Below are 22,436 nucleotides of genomic sequence, written 5' to 3' on the forward strand. Positions count from 1 at the left end.
GACTTTAATTTTTACACAAGTTCTTTAATTAAACTCTTTTCAAGAGTTTCCATTATAAAGTCCTTATTTCTTGATAAAAACCAGTGGTCTCCATTAAGTGTATGCATCTTAAAGTTATTATCGGTATGGCGTGCCCATGGTTTCATTTCTTCAGGTAACACCACCTCATCTTCTTTAGCTGCAAAAGCTGTAATTGGCCACTCAAAGTTTTTCTTGTCTTCGTATTCGTAACCCATAATTAGCTCCATATCCTTACGCATAATAGGTAATATTTGACGTACAAAATTTTCATCGTCGATGTACGACATTAATCCCATTAGTTTTGCTTCTGAATTTGTTTCATCTGCTGTTTCATGAATCGTATCACGATCGTTACGCCATGTTGGGGTTAAATGCGCAGATATTGTTCCAGATACAAAGAAGTGCTCAGGACGCAAGTTATGTTTCTCTCTTAAGCGATGTTGCAACTCATATGCTAAAATACCTCCGAAACTGTGTCCGTAAAAAGCAAATGGTTTATCGAGATAAGGTAGAATTTGACGTTCTAAGGCATCTATTACATCAAAGAATTCTGTAATATTTGCTTCATCTTTTCGATTTTCACGTCCAGGTAACTGTACTGCAAATACATCAATCTCCGGGTTTAATTCGTACATGAAGTGATTGTACATTGAGGCACCTGCACCTACTGGGTGAAAACAGAATATTCGCATATTGGCATTGTCTTCGCGTTTACGGTGTACAAACCATTTATCGCCAAGGATTTCTAAATCTTCTGTTTCTTCAATTCCAGAAATGTCAGTGGCTACTTCTGGTACATTAGATGTTGACTCTTGTGCTTCATTAGCGAAACCTAAAAGTAAATCATTGGCTAATTCTATTAACGAAGGACCTTTTGCAATCTTCATTAACGGGTAGTTCACTTCTAATTTTTGTGAAATCCAGTTTCTAACCTGATTTTGCATTAACGAATCCAATCCCATTTTTGACATTGGTGTTGGTATATCAATTTTATCAGGAGAAGTTCCTAATATTTTTGCCAAAGCGTTACGCAATTGTTCTTGTAAAAATTCAGCTTGTGTATCAGCACTTGTTGCCAATACCTGATCTTTTAACGAACCACCTGCACCAGCGCTATCACTAGCATCAGAATTCATTAACTCAGCAAAGCGATTATCTGTTGCTAATTGTGGGAAGAAATCCTTAAAACGTTTAAAATCAAGATTAGCCACCATTCGTTGTGTACTTCTCTGAAGAATAATTTTAGAGAAGGTTTCTCTAATTTGTTTTAAGGTTAACATTGTCCAACCCTGTGCTTCTAACACGTCAATTACCTGACCACCATCTTTCGACATTCCTGCATATTCACCCAAAACACCTAAGTTTACTGAGTTACCAGCCATGCCTAATGATTGACGGTAAGTTGCTAATCGATCTAAGAAATTATTTGCCGATGAATAGTTTGCCTGTCCAGGTAAACCAAATACTGCAGATATTGAAGAGAACGATAAGAAGAAATCCATCTGATGATCTAACGATGCTTTATGAAGCGCCCAAGCACCCATTGCTTTAGGGTTATAAACACGCATAAACCTATCGGCATCTAAATTAGGCATTGTACAGTCATCTAAAACAGCAGCAGAATGTACCAAACCTTTTATAGGAAACTCAACGCTATCGAATATTGATTTTAGAGCCGTCTCGTCGGTAATATCTACTTTTGGTAGCTGAACTTTTACATTTAGCGATTCCATGTAAGCAATTACTTTACGGTCGTAATCTGATTTTGCTCCAGAACGGGATAATAAGATTAATTCTCCAGCCCCGTTTTCCGCCATCCATTTAGCTACTTGTAAGCCAAAACCAGAAGCACCTCCTGATATTACGTATGCTGCATTGTTCTTAAATTGCAACTCGTGAGAAGGCATAACATCTACCAACTCGTCGCCCATGGTTACAACTACTTTACCAATATGACCTACTTTTGATAGGTATTTTAATGCGGCACCAGCCTCAGCAACTGGGAATAACTGTAATGGGTGACCTGTTACTTTTTCCTCACTAAAAAGAGAAGTTACTTCAGCATATAAACGTTTCGCCAACTTTTTCTTTTGGGCCATTAAACGGTCTAAGTCGACTACGTGGAATGAGATATTCTCACCAAAGCGTTTTAATGGTAATTTGCTATTGTCGTAAATATCTGCTTTACCTACCTCAACAAAAGTTCCAAATGGTGCCAAACATTTAAACGATTGGGTAATGGCTTTACCCGTTAATGAGTTTAAGACGATATCAACACCTTCGCCATTGGTATCTGCCATTATTTGATCGGCAAATTCTAATGTTCGTGAGTTGTAAATATTTTTTATACCTAGTTCGCGTAAATATTCACGTTTCTCGTCGCTACCTGCTGTGGCATAAATCTCAGCCCCAGCTAACTGGGCCAGTTGAATGGCTGCAATTCCTAAGCCACCAGTTGCGGCATGAATTAAGACTTTATCGCCTTTTTCCATATGCGCTAAGTGATTTAATCCGTAGTGTGCAGTTAAGAAAACAACGGATAAACTTGAAGCCAATTCGTGTGAGATATTAGTTGGTTTCTTTACAACGCAATGTGCAGGAGCTGTTGTAAGACCTGCTAAACAATTCGCAGCCCAAGCAATAACCTCGTCGCCTACTTTTAGGTCAGTAACATTTTTGCCCAAAGCTGTAATAACACCCGAACATTCTAGGCCAAGTGCTGAACCAGCAACACCACCAGCTACCGCTTCTTCTGATAAAATGCCCATGCCATTTACTACATCCTTAAAGTTAAGGCCAGCAGCACGAACGGCAATTTGTACTTCACCTTCTTTAGGTGCTTCAGTATTAAATGCACGTAGTGCTAAACTATCCAACATTCCGTTTTCTTGCACTTCGGCACGATACGGTGTCCCGGATGCTTTTTGTTTTGTTGCAGCACGTGAATCTACAGTTTCACCATCTACAGCAACTAAACGACGCAATAATACGTCTTCGCCTCGGAATGCAAATTCTGTATCTTCTTCTTTGCTCTCTTGCGGTGTTAATATAGCAGAAACCAATTGCTTCGTTTCTTCAGATGTAGCATTTACACTTAAATCAGCAATGCGAACAGGTAAAAGAGGGAATTCATTTTTAGATACTCTTCCCATACCATAAATAGCAGCTTGTGCTAATTCAATACTTGTGTCGTTTGCTGTTACTTTTTCAGCACCACGTGTTACTAACCAAAGGTTATTGGTTAAATCGAGACCACCAGCAGTACGCAATAAATTTAAAGTACGCATGCAGAAGTCTTCTTGAGCCTTGCTAAATACTTCTAAACTATCAGAGGCATCAGTAGATAAATCGTTAGCCCATAAATATACTATTTGAGAGAAATCGCCTACGTGTTTAAATAACGTAGAGAAATCTTCTTGTAGTAAGGGGTTAATGCTGTAGTTATTGTTGTTCTGCTTTTCAAAAGAAGTACCTGCATGTACTTCTACAACCTCAGCTCCTGCAACTTCAAGTTGAGTTGCAATAGATTTGTACAATTCTGATTGATCAGCAAAAATAATGTACTTACCTGTAGCCTTTTCTGGTGCTACAAATGCTTCTTCAGGATTAATCCATTGATATTCGAAACATGGTTTGTAAATCTCATGTTTACTTTCGCCACGAGATCCTTCAATGTACTTACCTTTAAAGCCTTGAATTTCGGCTACTAATGTTCCATCTGTATTAAAAACTTGGAAATCGCCACACACATATGCATCCGATGCTTCTGTTACAGTAACATGTGTAAATACTTTTTTGCCAGGTTTGGCAAACACTTTAAAACGATCGATTCCTACAGGTAAGTAAATTCCTCGTTTGGCATCTTGTTCATTCTTTTTTGCTGCAAATATGGTATGTAAACAAGCATCCAATACAGCAGGATGAATATTATAGCGCTCTACGCCATACTCTATGGATTCGTGTAAAGTAACCTCTGAAAGAACTTCATCTTTACTGGTCCAAAGTCCGGTAATTGCACGGAAAGCATCACCGTATAATAAGCCTGCCCCTTTTAATTCATTATATAAAGGAACAATCGGCATACGACGATTTACACGAGCAATAACTTCTTCTAAGTTTGCTGTTTCAGAGTAGAATTGATCCCCTAAGGCATTTATCTTACCTCGCGAATGTTGTGTCCACTCAGCATCTTCTTGATTTCTAGGCTTAGTTGAAATAACGTAATCACCTTCTAATGAAGATATCTCTAAACGAACATGTGGCATCTCACCATCATCCGGAAGAAATAAGGCATTTTCAAAACGAATATCTTCTAGAAATCCAAAGTTATCAGCAAATGAAGCTTTACCTGCTGCTGTTGCAATTTCTAGGTGACCTGTTCCTGGAAAGATAATTACATCATCTACTTGATGATCTAAAATATAAGGTTCTTCATTTTTATCTAACTGTATATCCCAAATGAAATTCCCTTTGTCTACATTTGAGTCTACTACACCGTTTAACATTGGGTGTATTTTTGTGCCAATACGCTTTGCTTTGTGTTCTTCTGTTTCGAACCAGAAAACTTCTTTTTGCCAAGTATAAGTTGGAACTTCTACTTTATGAGTTGCACCAGGACAAGCTTTAGCCCAATTAATTGGGTAATTTAGTGTATACAGTAAACCTAAGTTTTGCATAAACACTTGTTTCTCGGCCTCTTTACGACGAATTGATGCTACCAAGGCGCCATCAACTTTTGCGTTCTTTAATAAATCAACAACACCAGAAGCTAATACCGGGTGAGGGGCAATTTCTACAAATGTGTTAAATCCATCTTGTATCATTGCACTAACAGCATCTGTAAAGTAAACAGACTCGCGAACATTGGAATACCAATACTCAGAAACAAGGTGAGTTCCATCTTCTTGTTTACCAGTTACAGTAGAGTATAACGATTTGTTTGCCTTTGATGGTACAATATGGCGTAAGTCTGAAATTAATTCATCTTTTAGCGGTTCCATGTAGTGCGAGTGGAAAGGTACGTTCACACGTAAGAATCGGTGAAATATATCACGACTATCCAAACGTGCTGCAATTTCTTCCAATGGAGCTACATCTCCTGAAAAGGTTAACATTGTAGGCCCATTTATTGCGGCTATAGAAACACAGTGCTCTACACCAACAATTTCTTTTCGGGCTTCTTCTACAGTTAAAGCTGCAGCTAACATTTTTCCTTTACCTGTTGCTTTATCTTGACCACGAGAGCGATTAAAAATAACATCTACAGCTTGCTCTAGCGTTAATGCGCCTGATGTGTATGCAGCTGCTACCTCACCAATTGAGTGACCAACTACTCCCTCAGGAACAACACCAACTGATTTCCAAAGCTCCATTAATCCTATTTGGATTGCCATAATTGCAGGCTGTGCAATACGTGTTTCCGAAATACGAGAATCCTCTTCTGATTTTGATATTTCCTCAAGTAAAGACCAATCGGCTAGTTTTGAAAGAATCTTATCGATTCTATTAATCACATCTTGAAAAATAGGCTCAGAGTTAATTAACTGACGCCCCATGGCAAACCACTGTGGTCCTTGACCTGAAAATATGAATCCTACTTTTGGCTTGATACCTTGATCTTCGGCAACAACCATTCCTGGACGACCTTCATCGTTTAAATAAGCCTCTAAAGCTTCAATTAAGTCTTCTTTACTTGCTACTGCAATGGTTAAACGATGCGTTAAGTTAGAACGTGTTTGTCCTAAGCTATAGCAAATATTCTGAAGGCTCTCCGTTGTTGCGTTTAAGAACTCAATATGCGCTTCTGCCATTTTGCGCAATGCTGAAGTATTCTGTGCAGAGATTGCGTATAATGAAATATCAGGCTCATGTGAAACAGATTCATCACGTTCTACCTTATTACTTTTTGGTTCATAGGCTTCAAGTACTGCATGGGCATTAGTTCCTCCAGCACCAAAAGAGTTTATTCCTCCTATTACTTTCTCCGATGGCCAATCCATAAGTTGTGTTGGCACTTTTAATTTCCATTCGTCAAACTTAATGGCCGGATTAGGATTGTTAAAGTGTAGGTTTTGTGGAATTTGACGGTTCTTAATTGATAAGGCCAACTTAATAATACCTGCAATACCTGCGGCAGCTTCTAAGTGACCCATGTTAGATTTTACAGAACCTATAATTAATGGGTTATTTGTATCGCGATTCTCAGCAAATACCTGACTGAATGCACTTGTTTCAATCGGATCGCCAACTTTTGTTCCTGTTCCGTGTGCTTCAACAAATCCTACGGTTGAAGGGTCTACACCTGCATTTTTATATGCTTGATGTAACATACTAGCCTGAGCAGTTGGGTTTGGAACTGTAAAGCCATCCTCTGTATATCCATCAGAATTAACAGCGGTACCTTTTATTGTTGCATAAACATCATCGCCATCAGCAATTGCTTTAGATAATGGTTTTAACATGATTACACCAACACCTTCGGAGCGTACATAGCCGTTACCGCTTGCATCAAATGATTTACAATAACCATCGGGGCATAAGAAGTTACCTTTTGACATCATTAACGATGATTCAGGACGAATTATTAAATTGACTCCTCCTGCTAAGGCATAGTCTGATTCTCCGTTCCAAATTGCATTACAAGCCAAATGTACACCTACTAATGACGAAGAACATGCTGTATCTAATGTCATTGAAGGCCCTTTTAAATCGTATTGCCATGATAGACGGTTCGCTATTGAGGTTAAGGAAACTCCCATAGGAACATGTGGGCTTACATGGTTACGTTGGGCCTGAGATGCCTGAATGTCCCAATAATCGTTCATAAATACACCCATGTAAACAGCGGTGTTTGATCCTTTGAAGTTTTCTAACTTCATTCCTGCATCTTCCATTGCATTATAAGTTGCTTCTAAAAGCAATCTTTGTTGAGGATCAATTCTCTCTGCAGTTTTAGGAAAGATATTGAAGAATTCAGCGTCGAACTTATCTATGTCTTTGATAAATCCTCCTTTTTTTTGTTTAATCTTACCTGCTTTATCAGGATTAGGATCGTAAAATTCTTCGTTACTCCAGCGATCAGATGGCACATCTACAATGCCATTAAATCCCGATTTTAAAGCTTCCCAGAATTCTTTTGGTGAATTTACATCGCCTGGCAAACGGCAACCGATACCAACAATTGCTATTGGTTCTTTTTTTTGATCAAAATGGTTCATTTAATTAATTAGTTAATGGTTTACTTTAATCTCTTTATTCAATATTATAGCAAGAATAAGACTATATAAACAAAGGTGCGTTTGTATAGTAAGAGAATTATGTTTTTAATTTTGAGTGATATTATGATATGCAGCCTAGTCGTGTTGACTTAGAGCCTAATATCTTTAAATTACTTTATGAATTGGCAAATTTGAATGAGAATTCTAAAGTAGGAATGATCCAATCTTCTTTGAATGTAAAAGATTCTGTTAAATAGTTGTGGATGTGTTAAGTCAAACATAGTATATAAAAGGTTGTGTTGTCAATAGATGACAGGTTTTAATTATGTTAATAATTTTTATTATAACACTATATGATATGGAAATGTAAAGTTATGTTTTTTTTATGATAATTATAGGATTATTAAATATAGAATGTATGAATGGTTGGTGTGTTATAACTAATGTTTTGATAATTATATTATTGGAAATACTATAAAATTGACATTTCCATTCAGTATAGCTTTAATACTATTGCCCCCTATAAGGCTATGGGGTTTGCTCATTACTTACCAGCGGTATCTACGCTGCGCTAAATTTGCGCGTTGGGAAGAAGATTTAGAAAGCAAAAAGTGATTAAAAGGGCTTAAGTAATAAGGCGAGCAAAGAAAATTTTAGTTGAGATAATAAATTCTTTTTCCAACCCTATTATTGATTAGGTTATGGTAGAGACTCATTCTTTTTTTTATGTTAAAAATCATCAATTATAGAATGGGTAGCAGAGGATTTTTTGAAACATTGAGATAAAGAAGAAAATAACATCTATTGTGGTAAAGAATTTACTATAAATAATTAGGTAAAGAGGGGCTTTATATAAAATTTGTATGTGAAGAAAAGAATTTCACTCTCGAACAGTTTCATTAATTGTGGTAAAGAATTTTGTAAAGTACTTTAAATAATTACCAACTGTTGTTTGAAAAGAGCAGGGCCTGCGAACCCACTGTTACACCAAGTAGTATATATGTAACATTGAGCAAGGTTTTAACCATAGTTTAATTTACACTCCGGTATTCAGCTGGAGTAAGCCCTGTTTTCTTTTTAAATAAGCGAGAAAAATATTGCGAGTATTCAAAGCCTAAATCGTAAGCAATTTCAGAATATCGTTCTCTAACATTACTGTGGTTGCAAACGTGTGTCTTGCAGAATGTGTAGATAGTTTTTTTTCTATGCGCAGGTATCTGCAATCTTTTTTAGATATTGCTTCATTTTTTGTTTGCTAATTACGGGAAGTAGCATTCCTTTTTCAGTAATGTCAGGATGGTTTTTATATTTTTCCAATAGTCGTATAGCAGGATCAAGTATTAGAATGGTAGTTAGATGTCTTGTTTTCTGTCTTTTTTTATTAATCCATGTGTTAACCTAACTATCAATGGAGAAATGTTCTGATCTCAATGTTTTAACGTCAGAGAAAGCTACGCCAGTAAAACAGCAGAACACAAAGACATCTCTTACATGTTCCATTCTGGGTATATCTATTTGTTTATTAATTAAGCGCATTAATTCCTCATTCGTCAGAAAACTGGATCTACTATTCTAGTGTAAATTTAAAGTTGGCAAAAGGATCCTTTTTCATTCAATCGTTACTCAATGCTGTGCGAATTATCTTTTTAAAGTTTTTGAGATATTTCATGGTTGTGTTGAGGGAGCAATGTCTAACCGTTTTAAAGTATAACTCGTAGTTACTTATAAACTGTTGGTTAATTTGATCTAACGGCATATCTTCTCGCTTATATTGCCATTTAATAAAGTTTTGGTGTGTATATAGCTGGTTTCATAGCGCTCAACTGTATCATTTGCGAAGTTCTTACCGATTAATTGCGCATTCTCAATATTTGTTTTTATAGATTTTAAGACTTGTGCGTTGATCTTCTTTTTTACTTACGATGTTTTCTTTGATCAATTCAGATGTTAATTCCACATCTTACATGGATAGGTAAGTTGTTGTTTCCGCAATTTTTTTGATGGTTTTCTCTATTGCAGCATTAATATCATCAGCAGATGCTGATTTTCCTTTAACGCGCTGTTCAGATTCATTCCAGAGTTTAGGGGCAATACTCTTTTTTAAGCCAAATTCGGCTCTTTCCTTGTTTACAGTAACAGTAATGCGCATAAAGATGGGTGCTTCACCATTTTTAAGATGTTTAATTTTTGTTATAAAACTATACCAATCAGTTCATCAAGAGGGAATCAAAAACTAAAACATAGCAGGCATTACAGCGCATTTAAAATTTTTAGAGGTGGACTAAAATTGTGAATTCTTAGTCCACCTGAAGTCCACCGCGAAATATGCTGTTATCTGCTTTTTATTGCACACTTTTGCGCATAAAAAAACCTTGTAAGTGTTGACTTACAGGGTTTTACTTTAAATTGCTTTCGCACTCAGCGGAGAGAGAGGGATTTGTAACCCTTTGTCTAATTCGCTTTAAGTAAACTCGTTACATTTCCTGAGAAATGTTAAGTAACCGAATCAGCAACCAATTTGCCATTTTGTATATTTCTTATTAGCGCTTTTTTCATCAATAATAATGCGGCTTATACTAGGTAACCTTTATAGTAACCTAAATGGCAGATTGAGTTATCTGAGAGTTAATTCGATTACTGGAGGGCTTTACTAAAGCCGATTCTACTTTCTTCTTCACTTGAGCTTTTACTTCAAGTTCTATCTGTCTTTCAATTTCGTCTTTTGAAAGCTGTGCTTTCCCAGTTAGTAACCATTTTAGATCAACATCAGGGATTAACACCGTTAATGTTACTAAAAACTCATACGATGGTTTAGTATGTCCTTTCCTAAGTCGAGATAAAGTTGCTGTAGAAATTTCAGCCTTTTCGCAAAACTCCTTACCTGTCTTATAATCAGATGTTTTTATAACATACTCTAAGCGATTTCCAAAATCATTCATTGCCATAAGTATTAATTTTATTAATAATATCTTGCATTTAATTGATATGTATGTTAATATTGCACTGTTGATAAATGAACATGTATATCAATTATTGATACAAATATATGCATACGTGATAACAAAAGCAAGTGCAATATTAACAAGTAGGTGAATTTATATGCAGTAATGATGTATGATAAACAACCAAGCAATGAACGAAGCAATACCAGACACAATTACGAGCAATGTACCATGCAATGACCATTGCACGTCCACTGTAACGTTAGATTAAAAAAACTTTCTGCAATTAACTGCGCAAAACTGCAGAAGACTGAAAGTGATATTAAGAGGTTTCTCATATTGCGAAACCAATTACATCGACCAAGTAACAATTGTAATTATATAAGTAATCATTTAATGCAAAGAATTATGGAAATATTAACAAAGAATGACCTAGTAAGATTAGTAAACGAAAAGATAAGTACTCAGGGAATTGTCACGACCATGGAAAACGACCAAGAAATAAGCGCAAAAAAGGTATCAGAAAAGGAATTTATGATGCTAGTTTATTCAAAAATTACACAAGATGTTGCAGTGTTTGCAATGGCGAGATATAGTAAAGAAGATTTTTTTCAAAGTTAGGGTTATAAGCGTATTGGATAGAGGTGTCCAGTGCGCTTTTTTTATTACACCTCACAACGGCAAAATGGTTAAACGTGGTTCGATTCCACATTGCTGACACCTCGAAGCAAGTAGGGTAGGTATGCATCACTAACATGGGCTACTTACCACTATAATTTTTGAAAAGATAAGTAAGTATGAAGAACAGGAGTTTAATACGAATAACGATTCGCTAAAATTTTGCAACTCCTGTTCTTTTAAACCTTAAAAGGAAAAGCAATGGCAACAATTCAGTTACCACGTATGGAAAACAAAGGAATGTTCAAGCGTTCACAAGTGCGTCTTCTAGAGAACTTCCAATTGCATTATAATGCGCAACAAGATTATAGTCGTGATAAATTAAAAGGCGAACACCTACGGGTATTAAGTGCACTCGTCTATTATGCATACCTCACAATAAATGATAGTACAGCAACACTTTGTCAATTAGACCCCAAAAATGCACAAATGGATTCCCAGGAGTGGGTAAAGGTGAAATTATCAAAGTATCTCGAAGCAAATAAAATTGAAAATAAAAGACACACAGATACCATAAAAAGGTATATGAATAGACTCGTTAGAGCAGGTGCAATTGTTAAGTCAGAAGAAGATTTTGAGGCCAAAAACAAGGTTAAAACACACAGAAACGAGGTGCTAATAAACCCTGATCTTTTGCTCATTTATGATGGTGCAGATGATGAATATTCACCTTTCACTCCATTTTTTACCGAGACTGATTATCAGCAAGTTTGGAACAAAAAGACAACAAATTGCAGGGGTGTATCTAGTAAGGTACCTTTACTTGATTCTAATAAAAATGAAATAATGAATGTTGAAACTGTTGATAAGGGTGTCTCCCCTGCGGTCGACGGTAAACAATTAAATTACTCGAACAAAACCAAACTCGATGCCACCCCTAAGCAAGCAGAAAATCAACACAATTCCAATAGCAGAAGAGGGAAAAATAGCGCAAAAGATGAAGAAATGCGCTCCGAAAACCCAAAAGACCCGAACAAAGGGCTAGCTCGGGCGGCGGCGGTCGAAATTCCTGAAGATGTGCGCTACCAAGCAGCTCAGATTAAGAAAAGAGAGCAAAAAGAAGACCGTTTGAGAGAAGTAGCCGTTGATCTGTATTGCCTTATGGTTCAAATGTTATTCAAACATCACAACATCTACCAGGCAGAAGCTACTATGAGTATCGAATACATTGCAAAAATGTACCTGGGAACTGCACAAAGTGAAGCAGAGCTTGCTGAGTTCGCCCGAATATTCAAATGGCGCATATCTAAAGCAGCTTCTTATTGGAATAGACATGGTTACGATACTTCAAATATTTACCCAATGAAGTACCTCAATGTGAGCAATAAAAAAGGGTTTGCAGCTACTAAAGCCTGGTATTACAAAGATGTGTCAGATCGCAAACGCAAAGCGGCTATTCGTCAGGCTGACATACAAAAGCGTGAAGAACAACAAATAATAGATAAACTCATGGGTATTTATGAAGATAGCAAGCAAAGTTTTGCTGTTTTCAACGACCACAAACACTGGTTAGGACAATACTATCCACACCTATTAAATGCCTATTTAACTCAGGTAATAGCTTAAAAATTAAGAATTATGACAATGCAAAAAACAAAAAAGAGAGCTTTTGACAACAAAGATAGTCGTGTTAAACTGGTTGTATACGATAATATGAATCAGCAAAAATCCTTTTACTCATTTCTTAGGGATGATAGAAAAGGTTACGAATACACCATGAAAGCGATGACTGAGCGCATATTAGGGAAATATTATGGTAATAAATTCCAAACCGCAATCTTCTATAATACCATCAGCGATACCGTAATTAAGCATATAAATACTAATGAAGTAGCGCAAAAAGTGAATAAAAGTAAGGTCAAGATGATTGTGTATGATAAAACCAATGCACGACAAGTATATTACAATCATGAATCAACGAATAAAATGAGTGTTGATTATCATCTAGGTGAAATGAGTTCCATGCTCTTTAATAAGTATGCCAATAGGTATAATGTTGCGATGTTATATGATATGGAAAAAGACCAGGAAATAATGCGCAGAACGCCATGGGGTATTGTCGAGAAAAAGGCATAAAAAAAGCGCATTCCCGACCAAAAGAATACGCCTTTCTAAGAATGAATTGAATCATTCAATGCAAAGCTCAAATGTAGTTAAATTCTTAGTAATAACCGTAGTAAATTTTAATTAAATGGAAAAGAACATGGAAGAAGTATCGAAAGAACAAGAACAAAAAGACCTTATTTGGTTTGGTCAATCGCAAATCTTAGGCGAACTGATAAATGCTGATCCAATTAAGGCCGAATTGGAGCCGAATTATACACGTAAAACTGCACTAAATCTAGCATTATTGTTAAAGGAATATATCGACAAACAGACCCAAGAGCAGAATGATGTTCCTGGTATTAGTGAAGTATATGTTTCATCAGTTCAACTGTTAGGGAAAAAGGTGAATGCTGATTACCAAAAAGCGATTAATAACCCTTATGAAACGATCAAGTATGTTTTTGGACAAGCAATAGCTTCAATTGCTGAGATTGATGCAGTCTTTGAAAAAAAAGAGAGTGAATTAACAGAAGCGTAATTAGTCAGTCAATCAAGCAATCACCCGCACGCCAATGAGGGGTTAATCCCCCTCTTTTTTTATCAATTTATAACATTAATAAAGATGAATCAACAACAAACGCAACAATTGTGCCTAATGGCCGAAAAAAGTGGACTATTCAATGATATTGAGACATATAAAGCACTTGTTGAACTCTCAGTTGAACAAGCTAAAGTTATTAATCCTCTAGCACCTAACATTGAACAAGTATTACAGTTCAATGCAGCTATGAGAACTGCAGAGTTATCCGAAGAGTTATTGCTGCTTGGTGATGATGAAGATGAAGAGCAGCCAGAAGAGTAATGCTTTATGATATCCAGGATAAGGCCATTTTTAAGCAAGAAAGAGGAAAATAATGAGCTACAAGAGGGTTTTTATACTGACGTTGGGATTTCTTCCAAACGTATTAAATCAATTATTCTTGGTCGGTGTGGTGCAACGTTAAAAGAAATAATCAACGTTGCACGGTATTTCAACATTCCATCATCTATGCTTATAGTTAGGGCCAATAAGTACCCAACAATAACCAAGCAATGTGGGCATTGCTTGGCTGATTACATACCAGGCAATGCACGTGCAATATATTGTAGCGATGCATGTAGAAACAAAGCTCATAGAGCTAAATAAATAGGAAGTCATGAATCAGAAACCAATAAAAGCAGGTCAAACATATCATTCAATGTACCTAGATGGTACAGTAGCAGATACATTCTATGTGAATAGTATCAAATCCGAGATAGCGCATTTGTGCTCAACGAATACGGGTAAGGAAGTTAAGGTTGGGCTTTCAAAAATGAATTTGGATATGCAACACGGACAATTGCAGTTAAAGCAATAATTATGAAAGAATCAACATACGAAGTATTGAAAGAATCATTAGTGGCACAAGCTATTGAATTAAAGCAAGACCAATACGAAACGTTCATCAACGGCTTCTTTTTATCATTCTCAGACAAGAAAAGTGTTCGTGATTTGTGTGGTTCTGCCATTCTAAATTGTACTGATGATTACATTGGTTTTGCTATGGATATGGGCAAAAAGGCAAGCGAACTTAAAGAACTTTTACAGTTTATAAATAAAGAAGAATACTTAAGGGAATTAGCCCCTGAATTCAAAGAAATGGTAAAGTGCTTAGCCATAATAGTTAGAGGAACTACAAAGCCAATTCAGAAGTGTTTAGATGCCAATAGACACATGAGTGATGAAGTATTTGAGAAGTTTGCAAGAGTTGCATACCCTTACAAGTTTAAGCGCATAAATCATGATAGTTAAAATCTTTATGTATTGCGCAATATTTTGGATTTGCGCATTTCTTCTAAAGTTTGGGATTGAGTTATATACTAAGTATTGCAATAAAGATAATTAGGGTGTCAAAAAATGCTTACCAGGGCACAGATAAATTAAAAGTTGACGCACAAAAAAGGAGTATCTCACCAGGGATACTCCTTTTTTGTTTCATCTCATTTCAACGAATCAATCGCTTTATGGGTACATCTTCTCTGGGAACACCATACTGGAGATAAAGAGCTGCAATCTCTTTAGGAAATAACTTTTGTCTTCTACCGGTTATCATCCCTGCATCCTTTAAATAATTAGCTAATGTTCTACCTGATATGTCAAATTCTTTCGCCATATCAGCTTTTGTTTTACCTTTTGTTCGTAAGGTTTCTTTATTTATACTTTTCTTCATTGCACAAATTCCAAATAAGTGCAACCAATCAATCACCAGGACAAATATACCAATTATATATCTTTTGTAAAACATGTCATCAATTGATAATGAATAGTGTTAACTGATAATAACTGCCAATAACTGAAGCAGACTGCGCATAACACCTACTTTATGTAAAATCAGGAAGGAAACTGCACGTAACTGAAAGTGATATTTCAAGGGGTAGCACCTTTGTTTCATGCAAAAATTATTAATCACATCATTAGCAGTTGCAGGGGGAGGTTATCTAGCTTATTTGGCTTTTAAGGATAAGTTTTCGGCAGCTACTAAAACCTTCATCAAGGAGAACTTTGCGCTACGAGTTTCGGGCTTTAGAGTTCATAAGCTTGACTTTAAGGGTGTGGATGTACGTGTAACACTCGACCTAATCAATCTTTCATCATTAACAGCCAAAGCTGAAAATATAAAGGCAGAGGTTTACTATCTGAAAAACGTTAGTCCATCACCATTGGCCACGTCAAGTATTAGTAAACCGTTTACCATTGCACCAAAAGACACCACAAGAATACCTGATTTGCGCATAGTCGCACCTTATCAGAATATACTCTATAACCTTAGTATGATTACAGATGCTAATGCTAGGTTTAGAGTCGTCGTTACTGCTACCGTTAACGGTCAGCCATTTTCAATCACCAAAGACTTTTCACGCTATGAATCCAATTAAGTACTTAAACGGCTTGGGAGTAGTAGCAAGCAATAAAAGAACCCTGAAGGATGGAACCAGATACAACAAGTATTTTGCACCTCCCAAAAGGCAAGATAAATACCTGACTTATGCAGGGAACACGAACGATACTATTGAGTTCATGTCCGAAATCATTAAGTCTACCTTGGCTGATACAAGAGCCATAGCCCCAGTGTTGAGAGGGCGAGATACTCGCTCGACTCTATCCAACATATTTTCCTTTGTATTTGACCATATTCAGTATAAACCTGACGACCCTCAAAATGAGGAATTGCGCAGACCAGTACGAGCATGGGGAGATAGAATCTCAGGTGTGGATTGCGATTGTTATTCAATACTCATTGGTTCTATTCTCAGCAATTTAAACATTCCTTTTGCACTACGCATGGTTAAAATTGGCGGTAAACCTTACTACCAACATGTGTATGTAGTCGTTCCAAAAAACGGCAAAAGAAATGCCTTGTCAAGTGCAGCCAATTATTTCACGGTTGACCCAGTGCTTGACACATTCAATGAGGAACATCCATTCACTGGTAAATACGATTTATTTATGCAACCAATTAAATACCTCAATGGTGTTCCTTCTGTATCCTTGAGTGGATTACAGGGGAATACCAACGAAGAAATTTTCTATTCAGAAGATGCAGCGCAAACACCTCAATCAAACGTAATATTTTTCGATGGAGTCAATTATTACGATCGAGCTGATGATGAAGACATTGAGCACCTTATTGGTCTTCAGGGGCTAGATGGATTAGGGTTCCTCAGAAAGATATGGGGAGCGGTTAAAACCGCAGGTAAATTCATTAAGAAGATAGGTGGGAAAGCACTTAAAAAAGTCACCCATAAGAAGAATGGTAGTAAGCGAGGAGTCTTTAAGCTACTATCTAAAAAAAGAACGCCTAGTGCTGCAATGCAGCCGATGGCATCCAAAGGATTAACGCCCATTAATGTAAGCGCTCCGAGTAGTCTTACACCAATTGGTACTCGTGGGGGAAATACCCAAGTAACTCCTAAAGATATGGTTGATATAGCCAGTTCTATGGACAAAAGTATGGGTGTGGATTCTATTCTTAATCTAACACGTTCATTACTTCCTGATAATACGATGGTTTCTAAATTGATTGATGCCAAAGCAGAAGCTTCAATTGCAAAAAGCCAAGGCATCAATCCTCTAGAAGCTCGTGTTCAGTCAGCAGATATAGCAAAGGCACAAACTGCCGAAGCTAAAGTTGATATGATGAAAACGATTTATGATATGAATCAAAATAAGTCGGGTTTTAGCATGAATCCCAATATGATAATGATGGGAATTATGGGAATCGGTTTGGTAGCGACGATTGTATTAACCCGACCAAAAACAGCATAGCCAATATGAATACTACTGTCTACTATGCACCCGATGCCGTTGGTTCACCTGCTTCTGTTTTCACCGATGGTGATTATTGGTACGAGCGAGTACATCAATTAGGTTCATTGGGTGCATTAGATGGTTGGCTAAAACGTATTGGGAAACGCATAAAAAAGGGCATAAAAAAGGTTGGGAAAGGCATTAAGAAAGTAGCTAAAAAAAGCTTCAAGATACTTAAAAAGGTATCGAAAGTAGCAGGTAAAGTTATCCGCAAAGCCTTACCAATTGTCAATACGGCCTTAACATTTATTCCTGGTGTTGGATGGGCAGCAAAAGCCGCTCTAACAGCTGTTGAAATTGGATTAAACGCTTATGACAAAGCCAAGGCAAGAAAGAAAGCCAAACGTGTAAAAGCAATGGTCAAAAAGATGAATGCCAAGACTACAAGACTAGCAAAGAAAGCTAAGCCTGTCAGTCGAGTTAATAAAGCTCCAATGACTCAAAATAAAAAGGTTTCAGTCACACCTGTAAGCCTACCACCACCGCAGTACTCTGCATTGGATTTTATGAAGATAAATGCTGTGGTAAATCGGGACAAAGTAGGTGTAGATGATGTGATTGCAATCGTGAATAAACAATTGAAATACAACTATTAAAGTTTAACTGGCAATAGCCGAAATAAGAATAATAATGAAAACAGAAATGAATCAAATTGGAGCCGTTGCTGGTGGAGCATTCGCAGGTGGCGTAGCTATGAAATTGACAAAAAAGTCTGATGGTACATCTAACCCAATCGGGTCAGTAGGAGCAACAGCATTGGGTATCTATTTAGCTACCAAAATGAAATCACCAGTACTTAAAAATATTGGTTTAGGTATGGCTGCAGTTGGTGTGGTTGGTATCGTCGGAAATGTAGCGCAAAAAGTTCCTGCAATCCAGAAATATGCACCTACCATTAATGGCTTAGGCGACTTGTACGAGGATGAAGATGGAAACATCATTGATATGGGTGGTGACATGAATGGTATCAACGGACCTCAATTAGTAACGGACGATGCAGGTAACACTTATATGGTGGATGGCCTAGCAGGTGACGAATTGGATGACTTAACTGGTCTAGCAGGTGATGATGAATTCTACGAAGATGAATTCGAGGACGACCTTGATGGAGTTGGAGACGAATTAGACGAATTAACCTAATCGCAGTCTCAAAAATCAATCGAATAAACAGTACCACCGCTAGAACAAGCGGTGGGTTTAAAATCAAATAAATATAAAAAGTACAGTAAAATGGCACAAAACAACAGAGGTCAAATAAAATTAGCGAAGTCAAAAGGTAAAATGACTAAGCAAATGCAAGCAGAGTTTAACGCAAAAAGAGTTCGTTTCATGGATTCTGATGTAAACCATATTGCAGAAATTTCAAAAGCAGGTGGTACTTATGACTTGTTAGAAACAATCAATGATAAAGTAGTTGGTATTTCTGACTTCCATAGTAACAAGCTTGAAGCAGGGGTTAATGTAGCTGTAGAGCGAATTAAATTAGGATATGGTAAAGCTGCAACAGCAGGTAACCCTGAAGTTAAGGATATTTCTTTCTCTTCATTAGCAAGTGCGTTCCCTGATGTATTAAAACGTGCAAAACTTATCCTTAAACAAGATAACAAAACCTTGTTAAGACTTCCAGTTGAAGCCTTTACTCATGGTGCTGCATCAACTAAAACTCAAGGTGAGGAAGATGCAAAAGAATTAGGTGTTATGCCAGTATTGATTGAGCAAAAACCAATTGAAATCCAATTGGAGTTTGGTTCAGGAACAGCCATGGAGAAAGGTGATGACGACCACTATTTACAAGTGCGTTTCTTAGGAACTGAAACTGCGGCCAAGTAGTCTTTTCCATATATCAAGTTTATTAATTAAGTAAGAAAAGGTGGTGCAATAGTCACCACCTTTTTTTATTTCAAAACAGCATTAAAAATGGAGAAAAAAGAATATTTCATCCAGTCGGAAACCATTTCATATAATTCAGGAAAAACAGCAGGTACAGTGTTTAAAGAGATAATCTTAAATTCTTCTTACGACCGCTGTATTGGTATTGCCGTTCTTGAATCGAAAGATGGAGGTATTCCTGCTTATCGAATTGGCTTAGATGACAAGGATAAGCAATACATTTCAGTGGTACATAAAGATATGTTACTCTCTGATAAAACAGCAGGTATGAGCATTAAACAACGCTTTTTACCGCAGAATATCAAAGCCGCAGGTCATAGAGTTAAAGTGGCTACGGCTATCCCTGTAAACTTAGTAGACGACTTAGAATACGACTTCGTATTTCTATTGGAGCGTGAACCACAAAAACAGTAATAGACTATGAATCTTTTGAAGATGCAAATAGTGGTGGACACCATCACTGAAACAAACGAAACATTTGATTTAGGACTTTGTGTTGGTTTTACCGTGATTAATAAAGGTCAAACTGATTGTTCGCTACATTATCAAGGTGGCCCTGCTCTTTTAGTTGTAGAAAAAGGTACAGCGCGTGAGTTCGCAGGTTTTAGTGGTTATACATACACTGGAACAATGCAATTAAAGTTCAAGGGTGGTTCAGCAGGCGATGTAGAAGTTATCAAAAGTTTAGCATCAACCGAAGAATCATAGTATGACAATAGGCAGAGTAGTACAGGCCAATTCAGGAACCATGGCCAAAGAACCGACCCAAGTATTTGTTTCGAATGGTACAAAAAAGTACCCCTTTGGCCACCCTGAATACTTTAGTAGCCTACAGCCTAGTGGCATGTTGTTACTGGACTTATTGAATAACGAATACATTGAATTTAGGGTAGATATCGATAGCGACTGTTCAGTTACCTTGTTCCAGGCAATGAATGGTGGACGTTACAAGCTATTTGTTTATCGCACTACAAACGAAGCAATTAATGTGCATTTTGGCAATAGGCAAACCTATGTTGTTAATGGTATTAAAGAGGGGGAAACCCAATCTTTATTAATATTGAATATTGAGGTAGCCATATTAAATGGTCAATTGATTAACCGTATTGGTGCTACTTCAGAAAAACTCGAAGAGTTTATAGGTAGTTTGACAACTAAGACTATTAGAGTAGGTGAAGACTTCACGTTTAATGGAGTTTCATTGGGTGGTTATAAAGATGGAGATTCAGTTGAAAAGGGAACTTTATTACATGATTACCTAAAGAAAACAGCACAAAAGACCTTATCCGTTTCTTACTCCAGTCCAAGTATTGGATTAAGTCCAAGTAACCAAAGTGTAGAAGCAGGTACATTAGTTACCCCTAATATCATAACATCGTTTTCGCAAGGAGATGCAGGGATATTAAAGCGTTACCTATTGCAATTGTCTACTGGTGGAGCAGCCAATGTAAGTTTAATTGATGCTGCAATATTACAAAGTTATAGCCAGGCTTCAATTGTTGTTGATGATGGTCAACACCTGAAATACACCAGTACTTTATATCATGACGAAGGTATAACCAAGATTAATAACGTTGGTGAAGAAGATCCAAAAGGTAAGATACTAGCAGGTAGTCTATCAAAAATGCTCATCTATTCAGGTTTTAGAAAGTTATTTTATGAGAGTGATATTCAATCTAAAAAACCAACTTCTTCATTAGAAATAAGGTCACTTACGAAGCATTTAAATAACCCTAAAAACGGAACCACTTTTTCACTTACCATACCCAAAGGAGCGAGCCGAGTATTGTTCGCATACCCTGCCTATTTAAGAGATGTCAACTCCGTTAAATATATCGAATTAGGAGGTGCCGAAGTTAGTGATACATTCGAGATGTACAGAGTGCAAGTCGAGGGTAATAATGGATTTAAACCTATTGAATACAAGGTCTACTTATACCTACCCTCAGTGTCAACAAAGAGTGAATTAACATATCAAGTAACAATTTAAAAACAAATTAATTATGGCATCAGGTCCAGAAAATCCAATCCCACAAAGACCCAATTCATTACCCTTACCTAAAGGGTATCAAAGATTAGGAGGTTATCCAATTGATGAATCAGATGTTTTCTATTCATTAGCAGATTTACAAGCCTATGCAGCTAGTCCTGCAAGTTACTCAGGTCATATTGTATCACATGCAGACCATGACAACAATAAGGTTCATGTGTATAAAATATTACCAGACAAAAGTCTTGAATTATTAGCATCAGGAGAAGCAAATGCAACTGCAGAAGGTACACTTTTAAGTGCTGATATAACCGTGAATGGTGGAGCAATTGGCTCATATCAAGAAGGTGATGTTATCACAGCAGGTACTTCTTTAGCAGAGATTGTACTTAAAATATTTCAAAAAGAAATTGCACCTAACTATACAGCACCAAGTTATTCAGTTGTAGCAACTGGTGTCAAAGAAGCGGAGATAGGTACAGCGTTTACAGCAACTTTTACACCCTCTTACAGCCAAAATGATGCAGGGCCAATTGTTAGTAATGGTTTTACTGTTGGAATTAAAAATGATGGGGGCTTAGTCTTCCAAAATTTATTAACATCTAACACACCTGAAAATTTCACAACCGTTGAATATGAGTTTTCTTATGATGCTAAAATTTTTGAGGTGAGCTTACAACATTCTCAAGGAGATACGAAGAACAATAATCTTGGTAATAGCGATGCAAGAGGAAGAATTACAAGTGGAACACTCAGAAAAGAATTTACTTATTCGGGATTTTACAAAGCATTCTTTGGCTCTAATTCCACCAATTCTGATCTAACACGTTCCTCTTCAGTAAGAGCTTTAAAAAGCAATAAGCTTAATCCAGTAAAAGGGGAAACGCTTACCATTAATATTGCCACAGGCTCCAAAGAGGTTGCCGTAGCAGTGCCAAGCGAGTCATTTTCTACACTCCAATCAATCAAATATGTGGAGTTAGGTAACGCAGAAGTATTCGACAACTTTATCAAGGAGCAATGTAATGTGGAACTACCCAACGGTAGCACCAAACCATACAATGTTTTCATCTACAGACCAGAGGTCGCTTTTGGTAGTGCGGCAACATTTAAAATTACTTTATAAGTAAACAAATAGAGGGCATTTCTGAAATACGGAAGCCCTCTAACTTATATAAAGACTACTAAATAACGAAGAAAACTGCACAGGACTGCACGGAACTGAAAGTGACAATTCAATAGCACATATATTGACAACCTAAATA

Annotated in this window: 21 protein-coding genes and 1 pseudogene; 16 read left to right on the forward strand and 6 right to left on the reverse strand. The window is 36.8% G+C overall.

Annotated elements, in window-relative coordinates; genetic code table 11:
* Window positions 1-11: 11 nt before the first annotated feature.
* The 5 genes and pseudogenes from A8B35_RS12450 to A8B35_RS12465 form a co-directional block, all read right to left on the reverse strand.
* On the reverse strand, window positions 12-7,238 hold the full coding sequence (locus tag A8B35_RS12450; RefSeq protein ID WP_075603095.1) for a type I polyketide synthase: 7,227 nt from the start codon (window positions 7,236-7,238) through the stop codon (window positions 12-14).
* Between the two features lie 1,031 nt (window positions 7,239-8,269).
* Window positions 8,270-8,461, reverse strand: a complete 192-nt coding sequence (locus A8B35_RS23895; protein WP_083634438.1) for a helix-turn-helix domain-containing protein — start codon at window positions 8,459-8,461, stop codon at window positions 8,270-8,272.
* 389 nt (window positions 8,462-8,850) lie between these two features.
* A pseudogene (locus A8B35_RS23900) lies at window positions 8,851-9,024 on the reverse strand (phage integrase SAM-like domain-containing protein); the annotation flags it as partial.
* 174 nt (window positions 9,025-9,198) lie between these two features.
* Complete coding sequence (locus A8B35_RS23015; protein WP_317041864.1) at window positions 9,199-9,432, reverse strand: Arm DNA-binding domain-containing protein; 234 nt, start codon at window positions 9,430-9,432, stop codon at window positions 9,199-9,201.
* Between the two features lie 403 nt (window positions 9,433-9,835).
* On the reverse strand, window positions 9,836-10,183 hold the full coding sequence (locus A8B35_RS12465) for a helix-turn-helix domain-containing protein (RefSeq protein WP_075603096.1): 348 nt from the start codon (window positions 10,181-10,183) through the stop codon (window positions 9,836-9,838).
* Window positions 10,184-10,588: 405 nt separating this feature from the next.
* On the opposite strand from A8B35_RS12465, the gene A8B35_RS12470 reads away from it, so the two are divergent.
* The 7 genes from A8B35_RS12470 to A8B35_RS12505 all read left to right on the forward strand — a co-directional run bounded on the left by A8B35_RS12470 (window position 10,589) and on the right by A8B35_RS12505 (window position 14,735).
* Window positions 10,589-10,801 (forward strand): hypothetical protein, encoded by a 213-nt coding sequence (locus A8B35_RS12470; protein ID WP_139314884.1) that lies wholly within the window; start codon window positions 10,589-10,591, stop codon window positions 10,799-10,801.
* A gap of 258 nt (window positions 10,802-11,059) precedes the next feature.
* A complete protein-coding gene (locus tag A8B35_RS12475) occupies window positions 11,060-12,424 on the forward strand; it encodes a hypothetical protein (RefSeq protein ID WP_075603098.1) in 1,365 nt (454 codons plus the stop codon).
* Window positions 12,425-12,436: 12 nt separating this feature from the next.
* Window positions 12,437-12,934, forward strand: a complete 498-nt coding sequence (locus A8B35_RS12480) for a hypothetical protein (protein ID WP_075603099.1) — start codon at window positions 12,437-12,439, stop codon at window positions 12,932-12,934.
* A gap of 115 nt (window positions 12,935-13,049) precedes the next feature.
* On the forward strand, window positions 13,050-13,442 hold the full coding sequence (locus A8B35_RS12485) for a hypothetical protein (protein ID WP_075603100.1): 393 nt from the start codon (window positions 13,050-13,052) through the stop codon (window positions 13,440-13,442).
* Window positions 13,443-13,526: 84 nt separating this feature from the next.
* Window positions 13,527-13,766 (forward strand): hypothetical protein, encoded by a 240-nt coding sequence (locus tag A8B35_RS12490; protein ID WP_075603101.1) that lies wholly within the window; start codon window positions 13,527-13,529, stop codon window positions 13,764-13,766.
* Between the two features lie 334 nt (window positions 13,767-14,100).
* Window positions 14,101-14,301: a hypothetical protein gene (locus A8B35_RS12500; RefSeq protein WP_075603103.1), complete on the forward strand. Its 201-nt coding sequence runs from the start codon at window positions 14,101-14,103 to the stop codon at window positions 14,299-14,301.
* Between the two features lie 2 nt (window positions 14,302-14,303).
* Complete coding sequence (locus tag A8B35_RS12505; protein WP_075603104.1) at window positions 14,304-14,735, forward strand: hypothetical protein; 432 nt, start codon at window positions 14,304-14,306, stop codon at window positions 14,733-14,735.
* Between the two features lie 193 nt (window positions 14,736-14,928).
* Here the strand turns inward: A8B35_RS12505 and A8B35_RS12510 are convergent, their stop codons facing one another.
* On the reverse strand, window positions 14,929-15,153 hold the full coding sequence (locus tag A8B35_RS12510) for a hypothetical protein (protein WP_139314885.1): 225 nt from the start codon (window positions 15,151-15,153) through the stop codon (window positions 14,929-14,931).
* A gap of 220 nt (window positions 15,154-15,373) precedes the next feature.
* Here A8B35_RS12510 and A8B35_RS12515 point away from each other — a divergent pair, with 220 nt between their 5' ends.
* From A8B35_RS12515 to A8B35_RS12555, 9 genes are all read left to right on the forward strand, one after another.
* A complete protein-coding gene (locus A8B35_RS12515) occupies window positions 15,374-15,859 on the forward strand; it encodes a hypothetical protein (protein WP_075603106.1) in 486 nt (161 codons plus the stop codon).
* Window positions 15,846-17,249 (forward strand): hypothetical protein, encoded by a 1,404-nt coding sequence (locus tag A8B35_RS12520; RefSeq protein WP_075603107.1) that lies wholly within the window; start codon window positions 15,846-15,848, stop codon window positions 17,247-17,249. The genes A8B35_RS12515 and A8B35_RS12520 overlap by 14 nt, the downstream gene beginning before the upstream one ends.
* Window positions 17,250-17,254: 5 nt before the next feature.
* Entirely contained in the window at window positions 17,255-17,887 is a 633-nt protein-coding gene (locus A8B35_RS12525) for a hypothetical protein (protein WP_075603108.1), read from the forward strand.
* Between the two features lie 34 nt (window positions 17,888-17,921).
* Entirely contained in the window at window positions 17,922-18,431 is a 510-nt protein-coding gene (locus tag A8B35_RS12530; RefSeq protein ID WP_075603109.1) for a hypothetical protein, read from the forward strand.
* 90 nt (window positions 18,432-18,521) lie between these two features.
* Window positions 18,522-19,121: a hypothetical protein gene (locus tag A8B35_RS12535; RefSeq protein ID WP_075603110.1), complete on the forward strand. Its 600-nt coding sequence runs from the start codon at window positions 18,522-18,524 to the stop codon at window positions 19,119-19,121.
* An 87-nt stretch (window positions 19,122-19,208) separates the two neighbouring features.
* Entirely contained in the window at window positions 19,209-19,595 is a 387-nt protein-coding gene (locus tag A8B35_RS12540) for a hypothetical protein (RefSeq protein ID WP_075603111.1), read from the forward strand.
* A gap of 21 nt (window positions 19,596-19,616) precedes the next feature.
* Entirely contained in the window at window positions 19,617-19,889 is a 273-nt protein-coding gene (locus A8B35_RS12545) for a hypothetical protein (protein WP_139314886.1), read from the forward strand.
* A 1-nt stretch (window position 19,890) separates the two neighbouring features.
* On the forward strand, window positions 19,891-21,171 hold the full coding sequence (locus tag A8B35_RS12550; protein WP_075603113.1) for a hypothetical protein: 1,281 nt from the start codon (window positions 19,891-19,893) through the stop codon (window positions 21,169-21,171).
* 13 nt (window positions 21,172-21,184) lie between these two features.
* Complete coding sequence (locus A8B35_RS12555; protein ID WP_075603114.1) at window positions 21,185-22,297, forward strand: hypothetical protein; 1,113 nt, start codon at window positions 21,185-21,187, stop codon at window positions 22,295-22,297.
* Window positions 22,298-22,436 lie beyond the last annotated feature (139 nt).

Source organism: Saccharicrinis aurantiacus, from assembly GCF_001660705.2.
GTDB classification, from domain to species: Bacteria; Bacteroidota; Bacteroidia; order Bacteroidales; family Marinilabiliaceae; genus Saccharicrinis; species Saccharicrinis aurantiacus.

What these genes read in the sequence shown, in the direction of transcription:
- A8B35_RS12450 (WP_075603095.1), bottom strand. Translation starts at nt 7,238, where the DNA reads ATGAACCATTTTGATCAAAAAAAAGAACCAATAGCAATTGTTGGTATC.
- A8B35_RS12465 (WP_075603096.1), bottom strand. Translation starts at nt 10,183, where the DNA reads ATGGCAATGAATGATTTTGGAAATCGCTTAGAGTATGTTATAAAAACA.
- A8B35_RS12470 (WP_139314884.1), top strand. Translation starts at nt 10,589, where the DNA reads ATGGAAATATTAACAAAGAATGACCTAGTAAGATTAGTAAACGAAAAG.
- A8B35_RS12475 (WP_075603098.1), top strand. Translation starts at nt 11,060, where the DNA reads ATGGCAACAATTCAGTTACCACGTATGGAAAACAAAGGAATGTTCAAG.
- A8B35_RS12480 (WP_075603099.1), top strand. Translation starts at nt 12,437, where the DNA reads ATGACAATGCAAAAAACAAAAAAGAGAGCTTTTGACAACAAAGATAGT.
- A8B35_RS12485 (WP_075603100.1), top strand. Translation starts at nt 13,050, where the DNA reads ATGGAAAAGAACATGGAAGAAGTATCGAAAGAACAAGAACAAAAAGAC.
- A8B35_RS12490 (WP_075603101.1), top strand. Translation starts at nt 13,527, where the DNA reads ATGAATCAACAACAAACGCAACAATTGTGCCTAATGGCCGAAAAAAGT.
- A8B35_RS12500 (WP_075603103.1), top strand. Translation starts at nt 14,101, where the DNA reads ATGAATCAGAAACCAATAAAAGCAGGTCAAACATATCATTCAATGTAC.
- A8B35_RS12505 (WP_075603104.1), top strand. Translation starts at nt 14,304, where the DNA reads ATGAAAGAATCAACATACGAAGTATTGAAAGAATCATTAGTGGCACAA.
- A8B35_RS12510 (WP_139314885.1), bottom strand. Translation starts at nt 15,153, where the DNA reads ATGAAGAAAAGTATAAATAAAGAAACCTTACGAACAAAAGGTAAAACA.
- A8B35_RS12515 (WP_075603106.1), top strand. Translation starts at nt 15,374, where the DNA reads ATGCAAAAATTATTAATCACATCATTAGCAGTTGCAGGGGGAGGTTAT.
- A8B35_RS12520 (WP_075603107.1), top strand. Translation starts at nt 15,846, where the DNA reads ATGAATCCAATTAAGTACTTAAACGGCTTGGGAGTAGTAGCAAGCAAT.
- A8B35_RS12525 (WP_075603108.1), top strand. Translation starts at nt 17,255, where the DNA reads ATGAATACTACTGTCTACTATGCACCCGATGCCGTTGGTTCACCTGCT.
- A8B35_RS12530 (WP_075603109.1), top strand. Translation starts at nt 17,922, where the DNA reads ATGAAAACAGAAATGAATCAAATTGGAGCCGTTGCTGGTGGAGCATTC.
- A8B35_RS12535 (WP_075603110.1), top strand. Translation starts at nt 18,522, where the DNA reads ATGGCACAAAACAACAGAGGTCAAATAAAATTAGCGAAGTCAAAAGGT.
- A8B35_RS12540 (WP_075603111.1), top strand. Translation starts at nt 19,209, where the DNA reads ATGGAGAAAAAAGAATATTTCATCCAGTCGGAAACCATTTCATATAAT.
- A8B35_RS12545 (WP_139314886.1), top strand. Translation starts at nt 19,617, where the DNA reads ATGCAAATAGTGGTGGACACCATCACTGAAACAAACGAAACATTTGAT.
- A8B35_RS12550 (WP_075603113.1), top strand. Translation starts at nt 19,891, where the DNA reads ATGACAATAGGCAGAGTAGTACAGGCCAATTCAGGAACCATGGCCAAA.
- A8B35_RS12555 (WP_075603114.1), top strand. Translation starts at nt 21,185, where the DNA reads ATGGCATCAGGTCCAGAAAATCCAATCCCACAAAGACCCAATTCATTA.